The following is a 21,314-nucleotide window of genomic DNA, read 5'->3' as shown; positions in this document are numbered from 1 at the left end:
GCAATAACTCTAAGTTGTCCCTTTAAGTGTCCTCCTAGCTCTGGTTAGGAGTGAGCTTTAAACAATGGTTAGACATTCACTCAATGTGTCATCACCCATAACCATCATTTCATTAGTAATTCATAACCAAGAAACACCTTGAAGCACCCTTTCAAGTCCCCTTCACGCATTTACCTTGGTGCCCAGAAGAGGACTCGAACCCTAGCAACACCTCAAGCAGTCCCTTACAGCCAACCCTTGGCTATTCATCATTAATTAATCACCTTCTTTCTGTCGTACCTTTCTTGATTGCTTCTAAAGCTAGCCCTTGTTGATGGCTGGTGATTGAGCTTTGGAGGAAGGGACAATCAGGAGAGGTACAACAAAAGGAAATATCAACATGAGCAACACTAAAAGAAAACCTGTCCGCAATGGGCGTTCATTAATCCTGAGTCACGCTAACGTGCCGGAGAAGCAGCTCATGGACTTTGGATTGTCTGAAGCAGCAGCTAAGCGGGCTATACGCATCCGTAAAGCGTTTCCTTACATGGAAGACCCTAGAGCCCCTTGCATTGATGCGTCAAAGCTTTGGGAAAAGATTGGTAAGCCATATGGGCGATACCGTGCATGGGCTAACCATTACATAAAACCATTACTGGCAAAAGAGGACATAAGCGCAGAAATTTGTGCGCTTGTTGTTAAGAGCAAATCAGGCTCTCCAACCACAAAGTATTTGCTTGGTAGAAGCCAAGCTATGGAATTAGCTATGCAAGCAAATACTTTGGAGGGGAAGGAAATACGGCAATATTACATTGACATGGAAAGCATTGTCTTCAGGCTCACCGAATATAACTTTAGCCGTGTACATGCTCCCATCAAGCTAGACAATGAGATGACTCATGCAGCCTACAAGCGCAAGCCTGAGCGCGCCCCCGACCATGAACGGATGATGAAGAGTTATGTTTGTAAGGTCTTAACTGGCCTGCGAGCCAGTGAGGTTCAACTTAAATATGGGATGGGCATACGGGATGTTTTAAGAAACCACCCTGAACAACTCGACATCTACTGCAAAGCATTAGCGGTAGCAATTGAAATGTACAAGGCAAATAAGGAATGGAAGACTTTTACAGAGCCACTTCTCATGCAGCTATATGGCGGTAAGATTGACCTAGAGAAACTCTCAACGGCGCAGCAGTAGAAACAAGAACAGGTAGTGAAAGCAGACCGTTAAAGGGACTCTCTCGCTACCTGTTTTTGTTAATAGTTGACTGAATTACTAAGGTATTAATGTCTGTATCTATGTATGTTTAGCTATCGCGCTTTAAGCCACCCTCAATCATCAACGCTATGTTGTCTGTAGTGATAGCCAAATCGAGCATAGGACACTTCAGGCCACCCAGAGCCAAACCAGCAGACAACCCTACAGCCATCGTCATGAGTTCCTTAGGGGTATGCTTAAACACGCTGGTGTATGTCTTGAATTCGTTGATGATTGTTTGTTCTAGTTGTTTTCTAGCTTGATGCATTGTGTTTCCTTTGGTTACAAATGGTTGAGGGAAGGGTTCTTCCTAGTCAGTTGCAAGATGTAAATGGGATAAGTCCAAGCCCTCATAGGAAAGCTTAGAGATTGCATTTGCAAGGGGCTTGAGTGGGTAGAACTCACCACCGTAGCTATCCCCTACAGTGCCACTGGCATGACCTGTAAGCTTGTCGTGTAGCTCTGTAGCTATCTCAGACACTCGACATGCATCTTTAAATGTGTGCCTGAATGAGTGAAACACTCTACGACTATCTGTGATGCCTAGCTTTTTGCGAAGCCACTGACCATTGAACCACTTGGAAAATGGGTCTGTAAGCCTGCCTGATTTAGATTTGATGTCAGGAAACAGTCTTTTCTCTTTAGCTTTACGCATTAGGCCAAGGTATTCCATGAACCCACAGCGCACCAGCTCAGGGTGTATTGGCACCCTCCTGTGAGACGATTGAGTTTTCAGTGTCTTGTCTGTCTCATCATCCTCTGAGTCTGTGGTGATGAAGAAATAGTTAATGCCCTGCTCTTCGCGTATATCCTCAACAAGTAACTGCCCTATCTCAGTCAGCCTAGCACCTGTAAATAGCGCTATAAGTGGCAACCAGAAGGAGGCCTCACCAGCGCCACCCTTAGGCCTTAAACCTTCTGTGTATATATCGGAATTGAATATGGTCTTTAAATGCCCCGTGTCGAATGGCAGACGTGCTTTAGCTTGTCCTTTGACTGGTGGTATTTTTACACCAGCAACAGGATTACTGGGCAGTTTGTCATTCTCTACGGCATTGCTAAAGATGCCCTTAATAACACTCAGTGCTTTCTCAACTGTAGCTGGGCTAACTTCTTTCGAGCGTGTATCTTTGTACAAGACAATATCTGATTTAGTAATCTTTGAGGCAGGCTTGTTGTTAGTTAGCTTAGCTAATAGCCTGATGTAGGTTCCAGCCTCAGAGTAGGTTTTATCAGCAGGCTTGCGCTGTTCTTTCCAGTATTCAAGCAGATATTGCAACGTGTCCTCAGTACACTGCTTAGGCGCGACCCTTTCAACATGAGGAGTGTCTACGATTTCACCTCTGTCAAGGCGCTTAAACATCTCAGCCAATTGTCTTGTGACTTTAGCAAACTGATAGCAAGCCTTGCGGAAGGTCATGCTGTCTTCATCCAATTTGATACCGTGTTGTTCAAGCTTGGCAATTACAAGCGGTTTGATAACTGCAAAGTTACCCCTTGCTAGCCATTCACTTGCTGATTTAAAGAAGTCTTCTGAAGCAGCAGCCTGCTCTGCAAAGAACGTGTCATCCATGTAAAACCCTTCAAGAAGGCGGTCATGTTTCTCCTCTTCCAGTTGCTCTACAAGATACAGCAATGCGATACGCTCCAACTCCTCATCAGAGACATCATAGACTGGCGATAATCCACGCGATGCCCTTACGCTTGCGTACTCTTGCTGAAGCTTTAGCTCTTCTAAAGTCGCCCTCTGATTGGCAGTTTCCACTTCCTTTGTCCGTAAAGATATCCAGCGTTCTTCTTTCCCATATAACAGTTTTAAATCTGTTGGAAGTCTTGCTCGATAATAGAAAACGCTGGATTTACCACGGCGCACTACATTTGTTTTAGGTTTCATTTCTTCACTCATAACCCTTAATTTTAACGCATCAGACCATCACAAAGCGATGCAATGTGTAGCAGTTATGCGTAACAGTTTTAAGACTTAAGTGATTGATTTATTGGATAATACTTTGAGAAACAAAGACTTATAGAGTGCTGGGCGTCCCCGTCAGGACTCGAACCTGAAACTAGCCCTTAGGAGGGGCTGGTGATATCCTGTTTCACCACGAGGACAGCGGCGCTATTTTAAACGCTTGTCTGCAAAACGACCACCCTGTTATTCAAAATCGCTGACGCCTCTCTCAGCCAGCTTGCCGAGCCCGATGGCTGTGAGTAACATGCACCTACAAACTTTCTAACTGACAGACAGAGATATGGATACTAACTCTATCAATCGTTATGCCTCGGCGATACGCGAGGCAATTGTTGCGCATGAAGCGGATATCGAATGCCTGGACCGCGAAATAGGCGATGGTGATCACTACATTAATATGAAGCGTGGCTGTGAAGCGATTGCAGGACTGGCAAACGAACTCAATGGCCTAGACGCATCTGATGCCCTGAATAAAATTGGCATGAAATTACTGAGCACCATAGGCGGGGCATCTGGGCCGTTATTTGCAAGCTTTTTTATGGCCATGGGCAAATCGCTTAAAACCAGTGAAGCAATCAGCATCAACCACCTTGCCGCCGCATTTGACGCTGGTGTACAAGCCATTATGCAACGGGGCAAAGCCCAGGCCGGTGAAAAAACCATGCTGGATGTGCTGGTACCCGTCGCCCAGACCTTTAAACACATGGCAGAACAAGGCCACACCCGCCCGGAAATTGCAGCCGCCCTGAAAAAGACAGCCAGTGAAGGTCTTGAGTCCACGCGCAATATGCTGGCCACCAAAGGTCGCGCGGCTGGATTGGGTGAGCGCGCCATTGGTCATCTCGATGCGGGGGCAAAAAGCTGCCAAGTCATGATTCATGCAGTGTGCGATCTCGTGCTTGCCGGTTAAGGGCATTACAGATCAAGTTTGCCCCACTCACCCCTCTACGCGGCACTGGGTATCAGGCTTAGCTTAGCCAGCTGTGCACGGTTTTAATCACGGAGCGAAAAATGAAAAAATTTTTAAATCAGGTTGACCAGATGCTGACTGAAAGTCTGGCTGGCTTTGCTACTGCACATCGCGAGCTGGTGCAAGTGCAATTTGAGCCGACCTTTGTCAGCCGCAAACAAAAAGCACAAAACAAGGTCGTGCTGATTTCCGGTGGCGGTTCAGGCCATGAACCTTTGCACGCGGGCTATGTGGGCAAAGGCATGCTGGATGCCGCCTGTCCAGGCCAGGTATTCACCTCACCTACCCCAGATCAGATGCTGGCGGCAGCCGACGCGGTGCATGCGGATAAAGGCGTGCTGTTTATCGTGAAAAACTACGCCGGGGATGTCATGAATTTTGAAATGGCGGCTGAAATGCTGCCGTTTGAGCATGCCACGGTGCTGACTTCGGATGACTGTGCCGTCGTCAATAGCACCTATACCTCAGGTCGCCGCGGCGTGGCAGGCACCGTCATTGTCGAAAAATGCGTCGGCAGCCTGGCGGAAAGCGGCGCTGACCTCGCCGCCTGCAAGGCGCTTGGCGATAAAATCAATCTACGCACTTCCAGCATAGGCGTCGCCCTGACCAGCTGCACGGTTCCTGCGGCAGGGAGACCCACTTTCGATATCACTGAAGCTGAAATTGAAATGGGGGTAGGCATCCATGGTGAACCAGGTCGCCGCCGTGAAGCCATGCGTGCAGCAGACGCCATCGTCACGGACATGGTCGCCGCGATTGTGCATGATATTGAAGCCAAGCAACTGCCTGGTGCGGGCGATATCCTGCTTTTGGTGAATGGCCTGGGCGCGACACCGCTAATGGAGTTATACCTGATTTATCACGCAGCCGCAGAACAACTGAGAGCCAAAGGTTATCAAGTCACCCGCAGCCTGGTTGGCAACTACACCACCGCCATTGACATGGCAGGCGCCTCAATCACTGTCTGCCTGCTGGATCAGGAAATCCTAAAGCACTGGGACAGCCCAGTGCATACCGCTGGCTTGCGCTGGGGCTGCTAACCCGATTAGCTACCTTAAACGCTGACCATAGTCAGTCCGCTCACAGGCAGCAAAGGCAACTGCATTAATTTATTTTAAATCGCCATTTTCTCGCACATTATGATTGCTTCCTGCTTGCGGCAGGTGTATGTTAATCCAAGGGATGCAAATCCACTGTTCATATCAGTGTGGACATAACAATAAACAAAAGCAGTATATTTGAGTGATGATGCATGGCAGCAACAAACCTGTGGCGGACTTCCTGAATTCAGATTCAGTCTCAGCTTCATTTTTCAGCAAATCAGACTGGACCGCCTGATGAAGCGCCTGCTCAACCACAAACAATCGCTGACGCTGGATGTCATGTTGCAAATGGCGATCAGGGTCAGCATCGTCATCGTCGCGGTCAGTGCGCTCACTTACTGGCACATCTACAAAACGCTGGTGGCCTCCACCATTGATGGCCTCGAACATTACATCCATGAACGCGGCCAGCGTGAAAGTGCCATTTTCAAGTTGGCCGAGTCCAATCACCAGATTTTCAGGGCCACCTTTCTCGCGCACTGGCAACAAGATTTTTTCTACAATGACCGCTTCTTCTGGCAAGTCTTCCAGCGCATGCCAGACCACACCATACACCTGCAAAAAAAAGCCTACGATGGCTTTTATAATCAATCCGGCCTGATCAGCAAAGACGTCACCGCATATATCGGCGCCAAGGCCCCGATTGCCAATGAGGATTTCAGGAAGAAATTACTGTTGTCGTATGTCATGGTCGATCACTTTGGCACGTCGTGGACCAAGCAGTTTGCCAACTTGTATGTCTCCATGCCAGAAAATGTCAATATTGTGTACTGGCCAGGCATGCGTTGGGCTGACAACGCCAGCAGCAAACTGGATGTTCTCACTGAAGAGTGGGTTTACATCACCACCCGGCAGCGCAATCCTGAGCGCAAGAGTGTCTGGACTGGCCTCTACTTTGACCCGACCGCCAATGAATGGATGGTGTCACTGGAGACCCCTATTGATATTACTGAGACAAACACGCTTAATGTGGGGCATGACATTTTGCTCAATGCCCTGTTTGACCGCGTGTTTAATGACCATCTGTCAGGGACCTACAATTTTATCTTCCGCGAAGATGGGCGCTTGATTGCGCACCCGGCCAAAGAGACAGAAATGAACCGTACACGGGGCATGCTGATGATCCCTGACCTCAAAGACGGGCATTTGAGCCAGCAGTTTCAGGTGCTGACGCAATCCATCAAAAACAGGCAGCAGGCTTATTTTATTGTTGAGGATGATGACGCATTTCTGGCAGCCACACAAATAGAAGGCCCTGGCTGGTGGTTTGTCACGGTCTACCCAAAATCTTTATTGTCTGCACCGTCCATGAGTGCCGCCAGATTTATCCTGATTGTCAGTGTACTGGCATTGGTGATAGAGCTGATCATGCTGTATCTGGTGATGAAGAAAAAAGTCATTCAACCGCTGGAGACGTTTATGGCGGCCTCCAGCGCCATTGAAGCGCAGCAGTATGAAAAAATCACCAACCACACCCTACCCTTGCCCTTTAAGTTGCAAAACGAGATTGGCAAGCTGGCGAGGATGTTCAAAAGCATGTCTGGCAGCTTGCAACAATACCGCAATGAGATGCAACGCCTGAACCATTCGCTGGAAGATCAAGTAAAAATCAGAACCCGGGCGTTGCAGCAGGCAAAAGACAAAGCGGAAAAAGAGGCTACCATAGACAGCCTGACGCAAATCCCCAACCGCCACTCTTTTTATAACCGTGCCAAAGCCATACTGCAACAAGCAGACCATATCGGTGCACCACTGTGCTTCCTAATGCTGGATATTGATTTCTTCAAAGTGATCAATGACTCTTACGGCCATCCGCAAGGCGACCAGGTGCTGATTGCCTGTTCACGGACGATTGAAAATGCCATCCGCGACAAGGACTTGCTGGGTAGACTGGGCGGTGAAGAGTTTGCCGTGGTCTTACCCGCCACAACAGCTGAAGAGGCGCGCGTGATTGCTGAACGCATCCGTACCTCGATCGCAGAGTTACGCTTTTTTACCCCACAGGGCGGCCATGAATTCAGCACGACGATCAGCATAGGCATTTCGTGCGCGAATAAAACGATTTATGCCTATGAATTGCTTTATAAGCATGCCGACCTGGCCCTTTATCAGGCCAAGCAAACCGGACGTAACCGGGTAATTTGCTACAACAGCCAATGGCAACCACCCGTCACAGATGCGCAAGCCTGGAATGCAGGCGAATAACGCGTTTCTCAGTCAGACTTGGCCCAGTAACTGCTGCCCCAGTAACTTCTGCCAAAGTGCCTTGACCACGGTTCTCTGCGGCAGTAATTCCGCATCTTCAACAATGGCATCTTGCCCTTGCAACTTGGTGTGATGGATCAGTCTCCGGTATTCACGGTAGGCTGCGGCAACCGCTTCTGCCATGGTTGCAGAGTCAATCAGTCCCAATTCGGCACAGCGCTCCAGCAAGCCGATATTGCCAATATTTTCGGCTAGGCCGGGATGCTTAGCCCCGTGCAATAACACCAGATATTGCACCATAAACTCGACATCAATAATGCCGCCTGGCCCTTGCTTGAGATCAAAGCGGCCAAGCTTGGACTTGTGGGCTTCGCGCATTTTCTCGCGCATGTGCACAATATCTTGCTTGAGCGCAGTTGCATCTCGTGGCTGCACGATGATCTCACGGCGGATCTGTTCAAAGGCCGCGCCGATGTGATCCAAGCCCGCCACAAAACGTGCACGCGTCAGTGCCTGATGCTCCCATACCCAGGCTTTATGATGCTGATACTCCCTGAACGCGGCCACCGTACTGACCAGCAAACCACTATTGCCATCTGGGCGTAACTGCAAGTCGGTCTCATACAGCAAGCCGGCATTGGTCAGCGTGTTAAACCAGGTATTCAGGCGCTGAGCAAAGCGCGCATAGACCTCCGGGGCCTGCTCCGCGTCATCTTCATATAGAAAAATAATATCCAGATCCGAGAGATAGCCTAATTCTTTGCCGCCCAGCTTGCCGTAGCCGATCACGGCGAACTGGGGCGTATCGCGGTGTTTGATCGCCAGGTTTTGCCACACGGTCTGTACACTGACCTGCAAGATCACGTCGGCCAGTGCGCTTAAGTCGTCCGAAATCGCCTCCAGCGACAACGCTGTCATCACATCCTGTGCCGCAATTTTAAGCACGCTGGCATGCTTGAAATGTCGCATCGCATCCATTTGCGCTTCCACATCGCCGTGCAAGGCTTGCATCTGGCTTAGCAGCTCGGTTTTCAATTGGGCGGCATCCAATCGCTTGAACAAGGTCTGCTTATTGAGCAACTCATCCAGCAAAATGGGGTGGGCAGAGACATACTGTGCAATCCAAGGGCTGGCGGCACACAGTTTGACGATCAGCGACAGGGCATCAGGAAACTCTGCCAACAAGGCCAGATAGCTGGCACGGCGGCAAATACTTTCCAGCAAGTCCAGCGTACGAATGAGTGCGGTATCCGGCGAGGTACTCTGTTGCTGTGCAGCTTCCCGCAACAGTAAGGGCATCAGTTGATCCAGCCGGCGACGGCTTTGTTCGGGCAATTGCTGGATGCGTTGGCTCGCCCGCGTCTGCTGCAACAAATGCACGATATCGCTGCCACGCGTATAGCCTTGCGCAGCCAGCCATTGCTCACTGTCAGCGGCACTCAGCGTCCCTTGCCAAACAGCCGTTTCCTGTTGTAAATCCTGTTGCTGTTCGTCCTTAAAGGTTTCATCAAAAAAACGTTGTATGCGGTCTCTATGCAAATTGAGTTCGACTATAAAACTGGACCAGTCCGGCTGCTTGAGCATCTGCAGCAAGTAACCACGGTAGGTCTCAGACTCAGGCAAATCCTGAGTTTGCTGATCGTCGATGTACATGAGTCTATGCTCTAGGTTGCGCAGATAGACGTAACTTTGCTTGAGCGCAGAGACTTCGTCTGCGGGCAACATGCCGCGCATCGCCAAACAATCGAGCACCGCCAGCGTCGGCTTGATTTGCAAATCCGGCACTTGACCACCACGGATCAGCTGGAACAACTGCGCGATAAACTCGACCTCGCGGATGCCGCCCCGCCCCAGCTTGATATTGTCCGAGAGCTTGCGCTGCAGCACATCGCGCTGAATTTGCAGCTTGAGGTCGCGCATGGAGGCATAAGCGTTAAAATCCAGATATTTGCGGAACACAAACGGCTTGATCAGCCTGGTCAGTGCAGCGTCTGGCCCATGGACAACCCGGCCTTTAATCCAGGCGTAACGCTCCCACTCCCGCCCATAATTCTGGTAGTAATCCTCCAGCGCATCGAGGTTGCAAACCAGCGCGCCTTCCGAGCCAAACGGGCGCAAGCGCATATCCACGCGAAAGACAAAGCCTTCCGCCCTGACTTCATCCAGCGCCACAATGACCTTTTTACCCAGCCGCGTAAAAAAGTCCTGGTTACTGATGGACTTTTCTCCGTTGGTGTTACCCTCTTCTTCATAGGCAAAAATCAGGTCTATATCAGAGGAGACATTCAATTCACGCCCGCCCAGTTTGCCCATGCCGACCACGATCAGTTGCTGCGGCGCGCCCTTGGCTGAGCAAGGCTGACCATAGATATCAGCCAGGCGGGCGTGGTAGAAGGTGATAGCCGCAGCAATTGCCGACTCGGCCAGCGCGCTTGTGATTTCCACCACCTCGGCAAAATCCGCCAGACCATTCAGGTCACGCACGATCAAATGTGCCATCAAGCGCTGCCTGATCAAGCGGATTTGTTGCAGAAAAACAGATTCTTCACTATTTTTTTCAATTAAAAACAGATCTTTGACATCTTGAGTCTTATATGTCTTATATAAGTTATCTAACAGATCAGTTACAAAATCTGGATGTTTTGTAACGAATCTGGCAAAAAAGGGGCTACAAGCAGCCGCATGCAGCAAATAGGCGGCCTCTGTAGACGCGACCTGCTTTTCTGTTAGAATTTGGGCAAGCTGTTGCATGGGCTGTGGCTCTAGTAACGGGATGTGTGCTCGGAGAGTTTGTCAATCAGAACCAAAATAATAACACCTGAGGTTCGCTCACACTTTCATTTTTTGACATTGATTTTTGGGGGACGCTATGTCTATCGAATCTGTACTTCATGAACACCGCGTATTCGCGCCGGGCAAAGAGTTTTCAAGCCAGGCCGCGATCGGCAGCATGGAGGAATACCAACGCCTGTGCCAGGAAGCGGCACAGGATTACGAAGGATTCTGGGCCAAACTGGCTCGCGAGCTATTAATCTGGCACAAACCGTTTACCAAGACACTTAATCAGGACCATGCCCCCTTCTACAAATGGTTTGAAGATGGCGAGTTAAATGTGTCCGCCAACTGCCTGGACAAGCACCTGCAAACCATCCCCAACAAAACCGCCATTATTTTTGAGGCGGATAACGGCGATGTGCGCAGTGTGAGCTACAAAGAACTCTACCACCAGGTCTGCCAGTTTGCGAATGGCCTCAAGTCACTCAAGCTGGTCAAGGGTGACCGCGTCATTATCTATCTGCCCATGGGCATTGAAGCCGTGGTCGCCATGCAGGCCTGTGCCCGTCTGGGCATTATTCACTCAGTGGTGTTTGGCGGCTTTTCTGCCAAAAGCCTGAATGAGCGGATTATCGATGCTGGCGCGGTGGCGGTGATTACCTCAGACGGCCAATACCGTGGCGGTAAAACGCTGCCGCTCAAACAAGCAGTCGACGAGGGCATTGCCATGGGCGGCTGTGACAGCATCCGCCATATGGTGGTGTTCAAGAAAACCGGCATGGACGTCGCCTGGGATAGCACCTGTGTCTGGTGGCATGACCTGATTGCAGGCCAAGCCGATACTTGTGAGCCGGTGATGGTGGACGCAGAACATCCGTTGTTCCTGCTCTACACCTCAGGTTCGACCGGTAAACCCAAAGGCGTACAACATAGCTCGGCGGGCTATCTGCTGCACGCCATGAACACCATGCGCTGGACCTTTGATATTAAGCCCAACGATATTTACTGGTGTACGGCCGATGTGGGCTGGATCACCGGTCACAGCTATGTCGCTTACGGCCCGCTTGCCATGGGGGCGACCCAGATTGTGTTTGAAGGTATTCCGACCTATCCGAATGCAGGGCGTTTCTGGGAAATGATTCAGCGCCACAAAGTCAGCGTGTTCTACACCGCGCCCACCGCGATCCGCTCCCTGATCAAAGCCGGTGAAACCGACTTTACCACGCACCCCAACCATTTCGATTTAGCCAGCCTGCGTTTGCTGGGCACCGTCGGCGAGCCCATCAACCCCGAAGCTTGGATGTGGTATTACGAACAAGTGGGCGGCAATCGCTGCCCAATTGTCGATACCTTCTGGCAAACCGAAACCGGCGGCCATGTGATAACCCCGCTACCAGGCGCGACCCCACTGGTGCCAGGCTCCTGCACCCTGCCCTTCCCTGGCATTGATATCGACGTTGTAGATGAAACCGGCAAAGCCATTGCCTGGGGCAATGGCGGTCTACTGGTGATTAAAAAGCCGTGGCCCTCCATGATCCGCACCATTTACAACGATCCCGAACGTTATAAAGCCAGCTATTTCCCGGCTGAACTGGGTGGCAACCTGTACCTGGCGGGGGATGGCGCCGTGCGTGACGCTGACACTGGTAATTTCACCATCATGGGCCGCATTGATGACGTATTGAACGTGTCCGGCCACCGCCTGGGTACCATGGAAATCGAGTCTGCACTGGTCGCCAACCATTTGGTCGCCGAGTCTGCCGTGGTCGGCAAACCACATCCGATCAAAGGTGAGTCTGTGGTGGCTTACGTCGTACTGAAAGGCAAGCGCCCAGAAGGCGAAGAAGCCAAGAAGATCGTGGCCGAATTGCGTGACTGGGTAGGAAAAGAAATTGGCCCGATTGCCAAGCCGGATGAAATCCGCTTTGGCGACAACCTGCCCAAGACTCGCTCGGGCAAAATCATGCGCCGTTTGTTGCGTAGCCTGGCCAAGGGGGAAGAGATTACCTCTGACATTTCGACCCTGGATAACCCGGCCATCCTAGAACAGTTGAAACAGGCCGTGAATTAACCGTCTACTGACGATGGAAGGGTTAATTATTCTGATTATTTTCGCAGCGGTGGCGATCTTCCTCATGCGAAAATAATCCGGCTAAGTGTTTGATTAGCCAACCCAGATTTTATATCTGGGCGGCAGACCTACTTGAATGTCAACTTGCGCAGTTCGCGTCTTTTCTGCTTAATTTTTTTGGCAATAGAATGACTATTGCCAAAAAAATTGCACAAAAACCCATCAAACTGCACGTCGTTGCCTTTTCAAGTCCCAATATAAAATCTGGGTTAAAATAGCACTTTTTTCCAAAGTGCTATTTTTTCATGTCCAGTTTGCAGCAAGAAGTTGAACGCCGCCGTACCTTTGCCATTATTTCGCACCCGGATGCGGGTAAAACCACCCTCACCGAAAAACTGCTGTGGTTTGGTGGCGCGATTCAGGTTGCAGGTGAAGTGCGTGGTCGTAAAGCCGCCCGTCATGCCACCTCGGACTGGATGGAACTGGAAAAACAACGCGGCATTTCCGTTACCTCATCTGTGATGCAGTTTCCCTATCGTGAACATATGGTGAATTTGCTGGATACCCCCGGCCACGATGACTTCTCCGAAGATACTTACCGCACCCTGACCGCCGTGGACTCGGCCGTCATGGTCATTGACTCGGTCAACGGCGTCGAAGCGCAAACCATCAAGCTGCTCAATGTCTGCCGCATGCGCGACACGCCCATCATCACTTTTATCAACAAGCTGGACCGTGAAAGCCGCGCACCGATAGAGTTACTCGATGAAATCGAGACCACCTTGGGGATGGAATGCGCGCCCATGACCTGGCCGATCGGCATGGGCAAGACCTTCCGCGGCGTCTACAGCCTGGTGAATGACAGCATCCTGTTCTTTGATCCCCGTGCTGAAAAAGGGACTTCTGAAACAATTCAAGGCCTGGATAATCCACGTCTGGACGAGCTGATTGGCTACCAGGCGCAAGAATTGCGCGTTGATATTGAGCTGGTCCGCGGTGCTTCCAACGAATTCAACAAAGAGCGCTATCTGAGCGGCAAGCAAACGCCTGTGTTTTTTGGCTCCGCGGTGAACAACTTTGGCGTGCAATCCTTGCTGGATGCAGTAGTAGATTTATCGCCACCGCCACAGGCACGCAACACGGCGACACGCGCAGTCGCCGCCAACGAAGACAAGTTTGCCGGCTTTGTCTTCAAAATTCAGGCCAATATGGATCCCAAACACCGTGACCGCATTGCCTTCTTGCGCGTGTGCTCTGGCCGCTTTGAACGTGGTATGAAAATCAAGCAAGTCGCCACTGGCAAGATGCTCAACGTTAACAACGCCATCACCTTTATGGCGCAAGACCGCACCATCATGGATGAAGCCTATTCTGGTGACATTATTGGTATTCCCAACCACGGCACCATCAAACTGGGCGATACCTTTACCGAAAATGAGGCTCTCAAGTTCATTGGCATTCCGTCATTTGCGCCTGAATTTTTCCGGCGTGCACGGATTAAAAATCCGATGAAAATGAAGCAGTTACAAATCGGCCTCAAACAGTTATCCGAAGAAGGCGCGGCGCAATTATTCCGTCCGCTGCTGTCGAATGACCTGATTTTGGGCGCAGTGGGGATGCTGCAGTTTGACGTGGTAGCACACCGTCTGGAGCATGAATACGGCGTCGATATGGTATTTGAGCCCTATGACTGCTATACCGCGCGCTGGCTCAAAGGCTCGGATGCGGATTTGAAAGCCATTGCAGATAAATATGGCTTTAACGTTGGCCTGGATAGCGCGGATGATTATGTCTACCTGGCACCCAACCGCGTCAACCTGCAAATGGCGCAGGAACGTTACCCGGATATTCAGTTTATGGAAACGCGCGAAATCGCCTAGCGAATCGCTTTATTATCCGTATAGCCTCTGTCGTCGCCCCGTTAAGCACCGCTTGCGGGGCGTTTTTCTTTTACTCGTGCGCAGTGTTTAGACGACTTTTGACGCGTTGCTCAAGGTCATCCATCAGCGTATAAATCAGCGGTACGACAATCAGGCTTAACAAGGTGGAGGTCACCAGCCCCCCTATCAGCGCATAAGCCATGGGCGTACGGAATCCAGTCCCCGCCCCGGCGCCGATGATCACTGGCAGCATGCCCGCAATCATGGCAATCGTGGTCATGATAATCGGTCGGCTGCGCTGCTGGCAGGCGGCAATGATCGCCTCAACTCTGGACAAGCCTGCGGAGCGACATTCAATGATGGCGTCGACAATGAGGATGCCATTTTTGCCGACGATGCCCATCAACATGAGGATGCCGATCACTGCAGGCAGAGAAAGCGCCTGATGAGTGAGCGCCAGCGCCAATAGCGCGCCACAGATGGATAAGGGCAAGGCCATCATGATGGTAAAGGGCTGCAAGAGCTTTCTGAACAGCAGTACCAGCACCATCCATACCAGGAACAAGCCGCTCAGCATGGCCATGCTAAAGGTACTGAACATTTCACTCAGCATTTCGGAATCGCCAGTTTCACTGAGGCTGATGCCCGCAGGCAACTGCTGCAGGGTCGGCAATTGCCGCACCGTCTGCATCGCATCGCCCAAGGAAATGCCATTCAGGTCGGCAGAAATGACGATTTGCGGCATACGGTCATAGCGCGTGATGCTGGCATAGTCATGCATCAATGCCAAATTGGCCACAGCATCCAGCGCGACAATCTGCTGGGTATTGGTCGTCACCGGCAGCTGACGCAAGAATGCCAGCGCAGACTGTTCAGGCACTCTGACAGCACAGCGGACCGGGACGGACTGATTATCCAGCAACACATGTGCCAGTTGCTCTTCACTGCCGCCTTTCAAGGCGATCTGCAGCTCCTCGGCAATCGCACTGGTGGTGACGCCCAGACGCGCCGCTTCATGCGGCTTGGGCGTCACCACCAGATTGCTTTTCATGGCCGGCACCGTGGACAACACGTTAGAAAACGCCGGCAGTTTGCGCATGTCATGTTCCAGTGCCAGCGCAGTGCGGTACAAACGTTGCGAGTCATGCCCGGTTAATACCAGACCAAAAGCCTTGCTGCCATTTTCATTTAAGGCACTCAATCTCACATTGGGTACGCGGCGCAACTCATATAACGCTTGCAGCTTGAACTGATCGACACTGATGTTGCGCTGTGACCGCGCCACCAGCTTGACTATCAGGGTCGCGCGATTGACTTGTCCTGCAACCATGGTCTCGGCGTCACGTCCCCCAATCCAGGAATAGACGCTGCTAACCTCAGGCTTGCTTAGCAAGGCTTCAGTCACCTGCTCAATCGCAGCATCGGTTTGTTTTAACTGTGCTTCCGCAGGCAGCTCCACCTGCAACATGAAAAAGGCTTTATCTTCTTGCGGCATAAAGTCTGCTGGCAAGATCAATAACAGACTGGCCGAAAGCAGAAGCAACAGCCCCACTAGCAACAGGCTGATCCGTCTATGCTTGAGCGACTGTTCCAACCATCCTTGATAAAAGTGATACCAGCGGCCTTGCTGTGCCACTGGCGGAGTCGACTTTAGAAAGTAGGCGGCCATCACCGGTGTGATGAAACGTGCGACCAATAAGGAGAAAAAAGTCGCCGTTGCGACCGTGATGCCAAATTGAATGAAATACTGGCCAACCAGCCCGCCCATAAAACTGACCGGGACAAACACGGCAATAATGGCAAAACTGGTGGCAATCACGGCCAGGCCAATTTCATCCGCCGCGCGCATGGCGGCGGGATAAGGCGCTTGGCCGTTTTCCATATGGCGGATAATGTTTTCAATCTCGACAATCGCATCATCGACCAAGACCCCGGAGACCAGTGACAGGGCCAGCATGCTGACCAAGTTCAAGGAAAACCCCAGCCAGTGCATGACAATAAACGTCGGGATCACAGAGAGGGGAATGGCAATGGCGGCAATCAGGGTGGCACGGGTGGAGCGCAAAAAGGCGTAGACCACCAAACCTGCCAACAACACGCCTTCCAAAAAGGACATCATGGCAGAAAAGTACGTTTTTTTGGTAAAGTCGATCTGCGTCTGCACCCGCTCGGCCTGGATATGCGGCTGCGTCTGTTGCCAGCGCTGTATGGCCTGCTCAATCGCCTCTGCGACTTTTAATTCATCTGCTTTTGCCGTTCTGTAAATGGCAATGCCAATGGCCGGCTGACGATTAAGCCGCGTTAATTGCTGGGCGGGTTTGAAGGTATCAAGCAGATTGCCGAGGCTGGACAAGGTGACATAGCGATGCTCTCCCACAGCAATTTCCAGATGCGCCAGGGCATCCACGGACTGCGGATCACCTTGCACGCGTAGCGATGTCTGTTTGCTGCCCAGGCTAAACTGCCCTGCCGGAGCCTGCGCAATATAGGCCTGTATTTGCTTATTCACCGTGGCGGCACTGACACCGAGTGCATATAGCTTCTCCGGTAACAGCTCAATGTGAATTTCACGGTCATAGCCGCCCTGACGTTCAATTTTCTCCACGCCCTCCACCGCCATTAAAGCGCTGACCAGGCCTTTGTCTACCTGTTGCGTCAGCGAGGGCAGTGAAAGCGTGCCGGATTGAAAGGCATAGGTCATTAATGGCGTATTGTCATCTTCGGACTGCTGGATCAGGGGTTCTCCAACATCGCTGGACCATTGACGGCGTAGGCTGGCAACTTTCTCGCGCACCAGTGACAACACAGTACGGATATTGGTGCCATATCGAAACTCAATCTGCGTGACCGAGACGCCGTTTTCGATATAGGACGTGACATGCTTGATATTCGGGATATTGGCCACGGCATTTTCTACCGGGATGGTCACCTGCCGCTCAATGGTTGAGGAGGAGGCGCCCGGCAACGCAATCGATACCGAGACCACTGGAATTCTGACCGTGGGCATGCCGTTTACCGGCAAACGATGGAAACAATCCGCGCCCCAAACAAGCAGGATGAAGGTCGCCAAGGCAATCAGCAAAGGGTTGGCGATCGCCCAGGAAGAAAGCTTTAATTTCACTTAGTGTACTGCCGCAATGACGTTGACTGGTTCACCTTCGCGGATAAACCCGGCAAATTTATCAATGAGGCGCATGCCAGGGCTGACCCCGGACAGTATCTCCACTTCCCCATCCAAACGCTGCCCGATAGTAACGGCAATGCGCTTGGCATGTCCTTGCTCGACGCTGTAGACATAATACTGGTCGCCTTCTACGGCAATGGCGCTATCTGGCACACGGATGGCATTGCGTTGCGGCAGGGTGACCAGCACGGTGGCGGCTTGTCCTGGGCTCAGCGCCGGGGCTTTGGAAAAAGCAACTTTGAGATGCAACATCTGGTTTTCATCGTGCACCATGATGCCTTTTTTACGGATATGGCCAGCATAGCTTCGTTCTGCATCCTTGATTTTCACCTGCACTGGCATGCCATGCGTTAAGGACGCAGCCACCTCAACGCTGGTTTCGATGTCGACCTCGAGCGTGCCATCTTTGGCCAGTAAAAACTGGGATTGATTGGTTTGACTGAGCAATTGGCCAACGACCGCATTTCTTTGAATCACCAGCCCTGACACCGGGGCCACCAACTCTGCCTGTTTGATTTTGAGATCCGCTTCATCCACCTGCGCATTGGCTGACAACAGATCGGATAAGGCCATCCTTAAACGGTTGCGGGCCGTGTTAAGCTTGCTCTCTGCGGCCTGTTCGGTCTGGATACGTTGCTCCAGTAACTCTTTTGAAATCAGCCCATCCTCTGCGACTTTTTCACCGCGGACGCGTTCAGTCCGCGCCTGGTCAAGCGTTTTCTTGGCATCATCGAGCGCCGCTTCCGCTTCACTAAACGCCACAATCGCCCGCTGCTTGCTGGCAAGCGATTGTACCCGTTGCACTTTGGCCAATTGGGTATCCACCACCGCCAGTTGCTGACCGGCCTTGACGTGATCGCCCTCGTCAACTAACACTTTGGTAATCCGGCCTTGCATCATGTCCGCGTACACCGGCACCTGCTCCTGCGCAACCACTTTACCAAACAACTCCAATGTCGAATTGAGCGGTTTGTTTTCCACGGTGATGGCTGTCACCGTCAGTCCTGCATTGCTGGGTCTGGCAGATTCTGAGTGCGTGCTAAAGTGCCAGACCATCAAGATCGAGGTCAGCACCACAATGGCTAAAGCCATACGTGTGCGCAAAAACAGGGGCAATTGATCGATGAGCCGATTGTTCATTCGTACCTTATTGTGTATTTTCCGTAGCCTGTTGATCAGGATTCAGACTGACAGTCCCGGAGAGCGCTTTATTTGCAAAAGCATACCCCCTCATCCAGGCCTGTTTGGCGTCTATATATTGTAATAAGGTCTGCTGGTTTCGCATATCCTGCTTGAATACATCCATCTTGCTCAGATAGCCAACATCCACCGCACGTTGTAACTTGGCAGACTGTATCTGCCACCGGCTCAAAGCTTGCTCTTCCGCCAGTAGCTGTGCTCGGCTTTCATTAAAATTCACCAGCGCATTTTCAGTTTCTTCAATCGCCAGTAATACAGCCTCCTTGTAAGCCAGCAATGCCTCCCGCAGTTGCGACTCACGCTGATTTACCACTTCCCGTCTTAACCCCCAATCCAGCAGGGGGATATTGATAGAAGGGGCAATATAGGTCAATGATCCAGTGTGCCTCAAGCTTTCACCCGTCACCCGCCCGGCAACCATCAGAGCGCCCTCAATAGATAATTTTGGATACAGGTCAGATTTGGCGATACCCAACGCCCCGCTTGCTTTCAACACCTGTGACTCTGCCATCTTGATATCTGGACGCTGGCGGATAATTTCTGCAGGGACGCGCATTGGTAACGAGATGGATTGCACATCCTCGGCAAGCTTGCCAGCCGGACGTGACTGTAATTCTGTCAACCAAGCCTCAGCTGGTTCCGCCTGGCCACAGAGCACAGCCAGTCTTTGCAAGGCCATTTCCTGGTTAAGGCGGTTTTGCCTGCGCATGCGCTGGGCACCCTGAACTTCCGTCATAAACGACTCAGCAGTTTCTGGAGAAGTAAACCCACCGCTCACGCCTTTATTCGACAGTGTCCGCAAGTTGGCATATCCCGCTTCGGCGAGTGCCAGCTGTTTTTCACGCTGGACAGCTGCATCCAGCTCAGCGTAAACGCGGACCAATTCAGCCGCTAATGACAATTGCCTGCTGGAGACGTCTGCCTCTGCAATTTGTAAATCAGCCTGCGTAATTTGCCGCTGACCGGCGCCCTGGCCAAAGATAGGCAGCTCCCAAATCAGGTCAAAGCCAGCCAGAAATGCCCCGGAAGCGGCATGGCGCGATTGACCGGAGGAGCTATTCCCCACTGCAAGCATGCGCGAAAGGCTATTCGGACCGGCATATAAACTGAGCTGCGGTTTTTCGGTCGCCAGCTCATGTGCCTGCAAAGAACGGGCATAGCTGATCCGCTCACTGGCTTGCTGTAGCGTAAGATTTTGCTTGAGGGCGGTTTGCATGAGCTGGTTTAGCAGCGGATCCTTGAATGCAAGCCACCACGCTGTTTCGGCCGCTGACAGTTGCGTGGCCGATGTGGTGTGCGCCTGACGCCACTGAGCCGGTGCTGGCGTATCCAGCGCAGGCATCTCTGTATGAAGGCACGCACTCAAGCTGACCGCCACAAGCACACTCACCGTCGTTGTGCGCATGCCTGAGACTAGCGTTGAAACTCTAGCCGGCCTGGCCATCTGCCAGCGTGCCAGAAGTCGCACCAGTCGATCTGACTGACGGATCAAACGCACGCCGTGCATCAGCGCATCCAGCCCCATTACACAACAACCCTCAAGGATAACCAGATAGAGCCACGCCGCGTATACCTCACGTGCTTCATCCAATCAATCCGTTTTTTGTGCATAAATAACCTAAAGGGATGTTCAAGGATGCTGAAGAACAGGGGCAACCAGCGGGGATAGATTGAAAGCGTGTCCATGTAGAGGATTGCAGCGACATAAACATGGTCGGCGGTTTGCGGGGAGAAAATTAAAAATATGCATAGGACACCTGAGTGGGCGATAGTTTAGAATCTTCTCTCAAACGAGTAAACAGATTTAAACATTTTAAAACAGCATTCAGTGCTGATCACGGCTGAATGTATTTTACTTACCGGGATACCCAAATTTGAAACACGCCTGCCCTTGTTACAGCGGAAATGCTTATGCAGCCTGCTGCCAGCCTTTACACCAAGGCTTACCCGCCCCCGATGCCGAGCGCCTGATGCGCTCTCGCTACAGCGCTTATGCCCTCAGATTGCCTGACTATATTTTACAAACCTGGCACACTGAGACACGGCCGAATAGCCTGACACAAGCAGATTTGCAGGGAATTAAATGGTTAAAACTCGAGGTGCTTGCGCATCACCAACAGGATGCCACCCATGCTGAAGTCACTTTTGTGGCGACTTATCAAAGTGGTCAGCAAAAGAAGGCGACCATGACTGAACACAGCCGTTTTGAATATCTAGACGGGCGCTGGCTGTATTGCGGCCAGGTAGAGGCTTAAAAACGGCTGCTATGCGCCTGCTGCAAACAGATTAGTGCGCAGGACCGTAATCACTGACCAATCGGGCAAACAGGGGACTGACCGGTGCCTGCTTGGACTGCAGTTGCGTCTGACTCAACCAGTCGATAATCGCCAGATTGAGTTCATAAGGGGAAATGCGGTCATCCCCATCCTGGTCTAACCTGTGGAGCAGACTGCGCACCTCTGCTTGACTGAGGTCTTTCAACGCGCGCTGCAAGGCACGCTGATCCAAAAAGCCGCAGTGTTCCAAATCGATGCGCGAAAAAATGTTTTGTGTGATTTGCGCACTCACAGTACAAAGAATACTCGCCATGTCGCCACCTCCTGCTTGATGTCATCATCACCAGGCCATTGTAAGCGCGGCAAAACGGCTACGGTGTATCGTAATGTAGCGGTTTGTATCGAATGGCGATTGTCCGGCCCGGGCATGACCGGACAATC

General features: G+C 51.6%; 14 protein-coding genes. 7 read left to right on the top strand and 7 right to left on the bottom strand.

Annotation, left to right across the window (positions count from 1 at the left end):
- Positions 1–379: 379 nt before the first annotated feature.
- Entirely contained in the window at positions 380–1,177 is a 798-nt protein-coding gene (locus ACT53D_RS02320; protein WP_476154292.1) for a hypothetical protein, read from the top strand.
- 109 nt (positions 1,178–1,286) lie between these two features.
- On the opposite strand, the gene ACT53D_RS02315 is transcribed toward ACT53D_RS02320, so the two are convergent.
- Both ACT53D_RS02315 and ACT53D_RS02310 read right to left on the bottom strand, forming a co-directional pair.
- On the bottom strand, positions 1,287–1,505 hold the full coding sequence (locus ACT53D_RS02315) for a hypothetical protein (RefSeq protein ID WP_476154290.1): 219 nt from the start codon (positions 1,503–1,505) through the stop codon (positions 1,287–1,289).
- Between the two features lie 42 nt (positions 1,506–1,547).
- A complete protein-coding gene (locus ACT53D_RS02310) occupies positions 1,548–3,143 on the bottom strand; it encodes a DUF6538 domain-containing protein (RefSeq protein ID WP_476154288.1) in 1,596 nt (531 codons plus the stop codon).
- Between the two features lie 346 nt (positions 3,144–3,489).
- On the opposite strand from ACT53D_RS02310, the gene dhaL reads away from it, so the two are divergent.
- The 3 genes from dhaL (at position 3,490) to ACT53D_RS02295 (ending at position 7,487) form a co-directional block, all read left to right on the top strand.
- The gene (dhaL, locus tag ACT53D_RS02305; protein WP_476154287.1) at positions 3,490–4,119 is read left to right on the top strand and encodes a dihydroxyacetone kinase subunit DhaL; all 630 of its coding nucleotides are present in this window, start codon (positions 3,490–3,492) and stop codon (positions 4,117–4,119) included.
- 101 nt (positions 4,120–4,220) lie between these two features.
- Complete coding sequence (gene dhaK, locus ACT53D_RS02300) at positions 4,221–5,219, top strand: dihydroxyacetone kinase subunit DhaK (protein ID WP_476154285.1); 999 nt, start codon at positions 4,221–4,223, stop codon at positions 5,217–5,219.
- A 198-nt stretch (positions 5,220–5,417) separates the two neighbouring features.
- Entirely contained in the window at positions 5,418–7,487 is a 2,070-nt protein-coding gene (locus ACT53D_RS02295; RefSeq protein ID WP_476154283.1) for a GGDEF domain-containing protein, read from the top strand.
- A 12-nt stretch (positions 7,488–7,499) separates the two neighbouring features.
- Here ACT53D_RS02295 and glnE read toward each other — a convergent pair whose 3' ends face one another.
- Positions 7,500–10,238, bottom strand: coding sequence for a bifunctional [glutamate--ammonia ligase]-adenylyl-L-tyrosine phosphorylase/[glutamate--ammonia-ligase] adenylyltransferase (glnE, locus tag ACT53D_RS02290; RefSeq protein ID WP_476154281.1), 2,739 nt, complete (start codon positions 10,236–10,238; stop codon positions 7,500–7,502).
- A gap of 118 nt (positions 10,239–10,356) precedes the next feature.
- On the opposite strand from glnE, the gene acs reads away from it, so the two are divergent.
- Together acs and ACT53D_RS02280 are read left to right on the top strand one after the other, a co-directional pair.
- Positions 10,357–12,333 carry an acetate--CoA ligase gene (acs, locus tag ACT53D_RS02285; RefSeq protein ID WP_313988254.1) on the top strand — a complete coding sequence of 659 codons (1,977 nt, stop codon included), beginning with the start codon at positions 10,357–10,359 and terminating at the stop codon, positions 12,331–12,333.
- Between the two features lie 305 nt (positions 12,334–12,638).
- Positions 12,639–14,213: a peptide chain release factor 3 gene (locus tag ACT53D_RS02280; protein WP_275355729.1), complete on the top strand. Its 1,575-nt coding sequence runs from the start codon at positions 12,639–12,641 to the stop codon at positions 14,211–14,213.
- 70 nt (positions 14,214–14,283) lie between these two features.
- On the opposite strand, the gene ACT53D_RS02275 is transcribed toward ACT53D_RS02280, so the two are convergent.
- Genes ACT53D_RS02275 through ACT53D_RS02265 form a run of 3 tightly spaced genes read right to left on the bottom strand, consistent with a single transcriptional unit; the run spans position 14,284 to position 20,188 of the window.
- On the bottom strand, positions 14,284–17,334 hold the full coding sequence (locus ACT53D_RS02275; protein WP_476154278.1) for an efflux RND transporter permease subunit: 3,051 nt from the start codon (positions 17,332–17,334) through the stop codon (positions 14,284–14,286).
- A complete protein-coding gene (locus ACT53D_RS02270) occupies positions 17,335–18,537 on the bottom strand; it encodes an efflux RND transporter periplasmic adaptor subunit (protein WP_313988260.1) in 1,203 nt (400 codons plus the stop codon).
- 7 nt (positions 18,538–18,544) lie between these two features.
- Positions 18,545–20,188: a TolC family protein gene (locus ACT53D_RS02265; RefSeq protein ID WP_476154276.1), complete on the bottom strand. Its 1,644-nt coding sequence runs from the start codon at positions 20,186–20,188 to the stop codon at positions 18,545–18,547.
- A 283-nt stretch (positions 20,189–20,471) separates the two neighbouring features.
- Between ACT53D_RS02265 and ACT53D_RS02260 the strand changes: the two genes are divergently transcribed.
- On the top strand, positions 20,472–20,852 hold the full coding sequence (locus ACT53D_RS02260) for a YchJ family protein (RefSeq protein WP_476154274.1): 381 nt from the start codon (positions 20,472–20,474) through the stop codon (positions 20,850–20,852).
- A gap of 31 nt (positions 20,853–20,883) precedes the next feature.
- On the opposite strand, the gene ACT53D_RS02255 is transcribed toward ACT53D_RS02260, so the two are convergent.
- Positions 20,884–21,186: an EF-hand domain-containing protein gene (locus ACT53D_RS02255; protein WP_476154272.1), complete on the bottom strand. Its 303-nt coding sequence runs from the start codon at positions 21,184–21,186 to the stop codon at positions 20,884–20,886.
- Between the last annotated feature and the right edge of the window lie 128 nt (positions 21,187–21,314).

The organism is Methylophilus sp. DMC16 (assembly GCF_056314045.1).
This window is presented reverse-complemented; position numbering and strand designations above follow the sequence as displayed.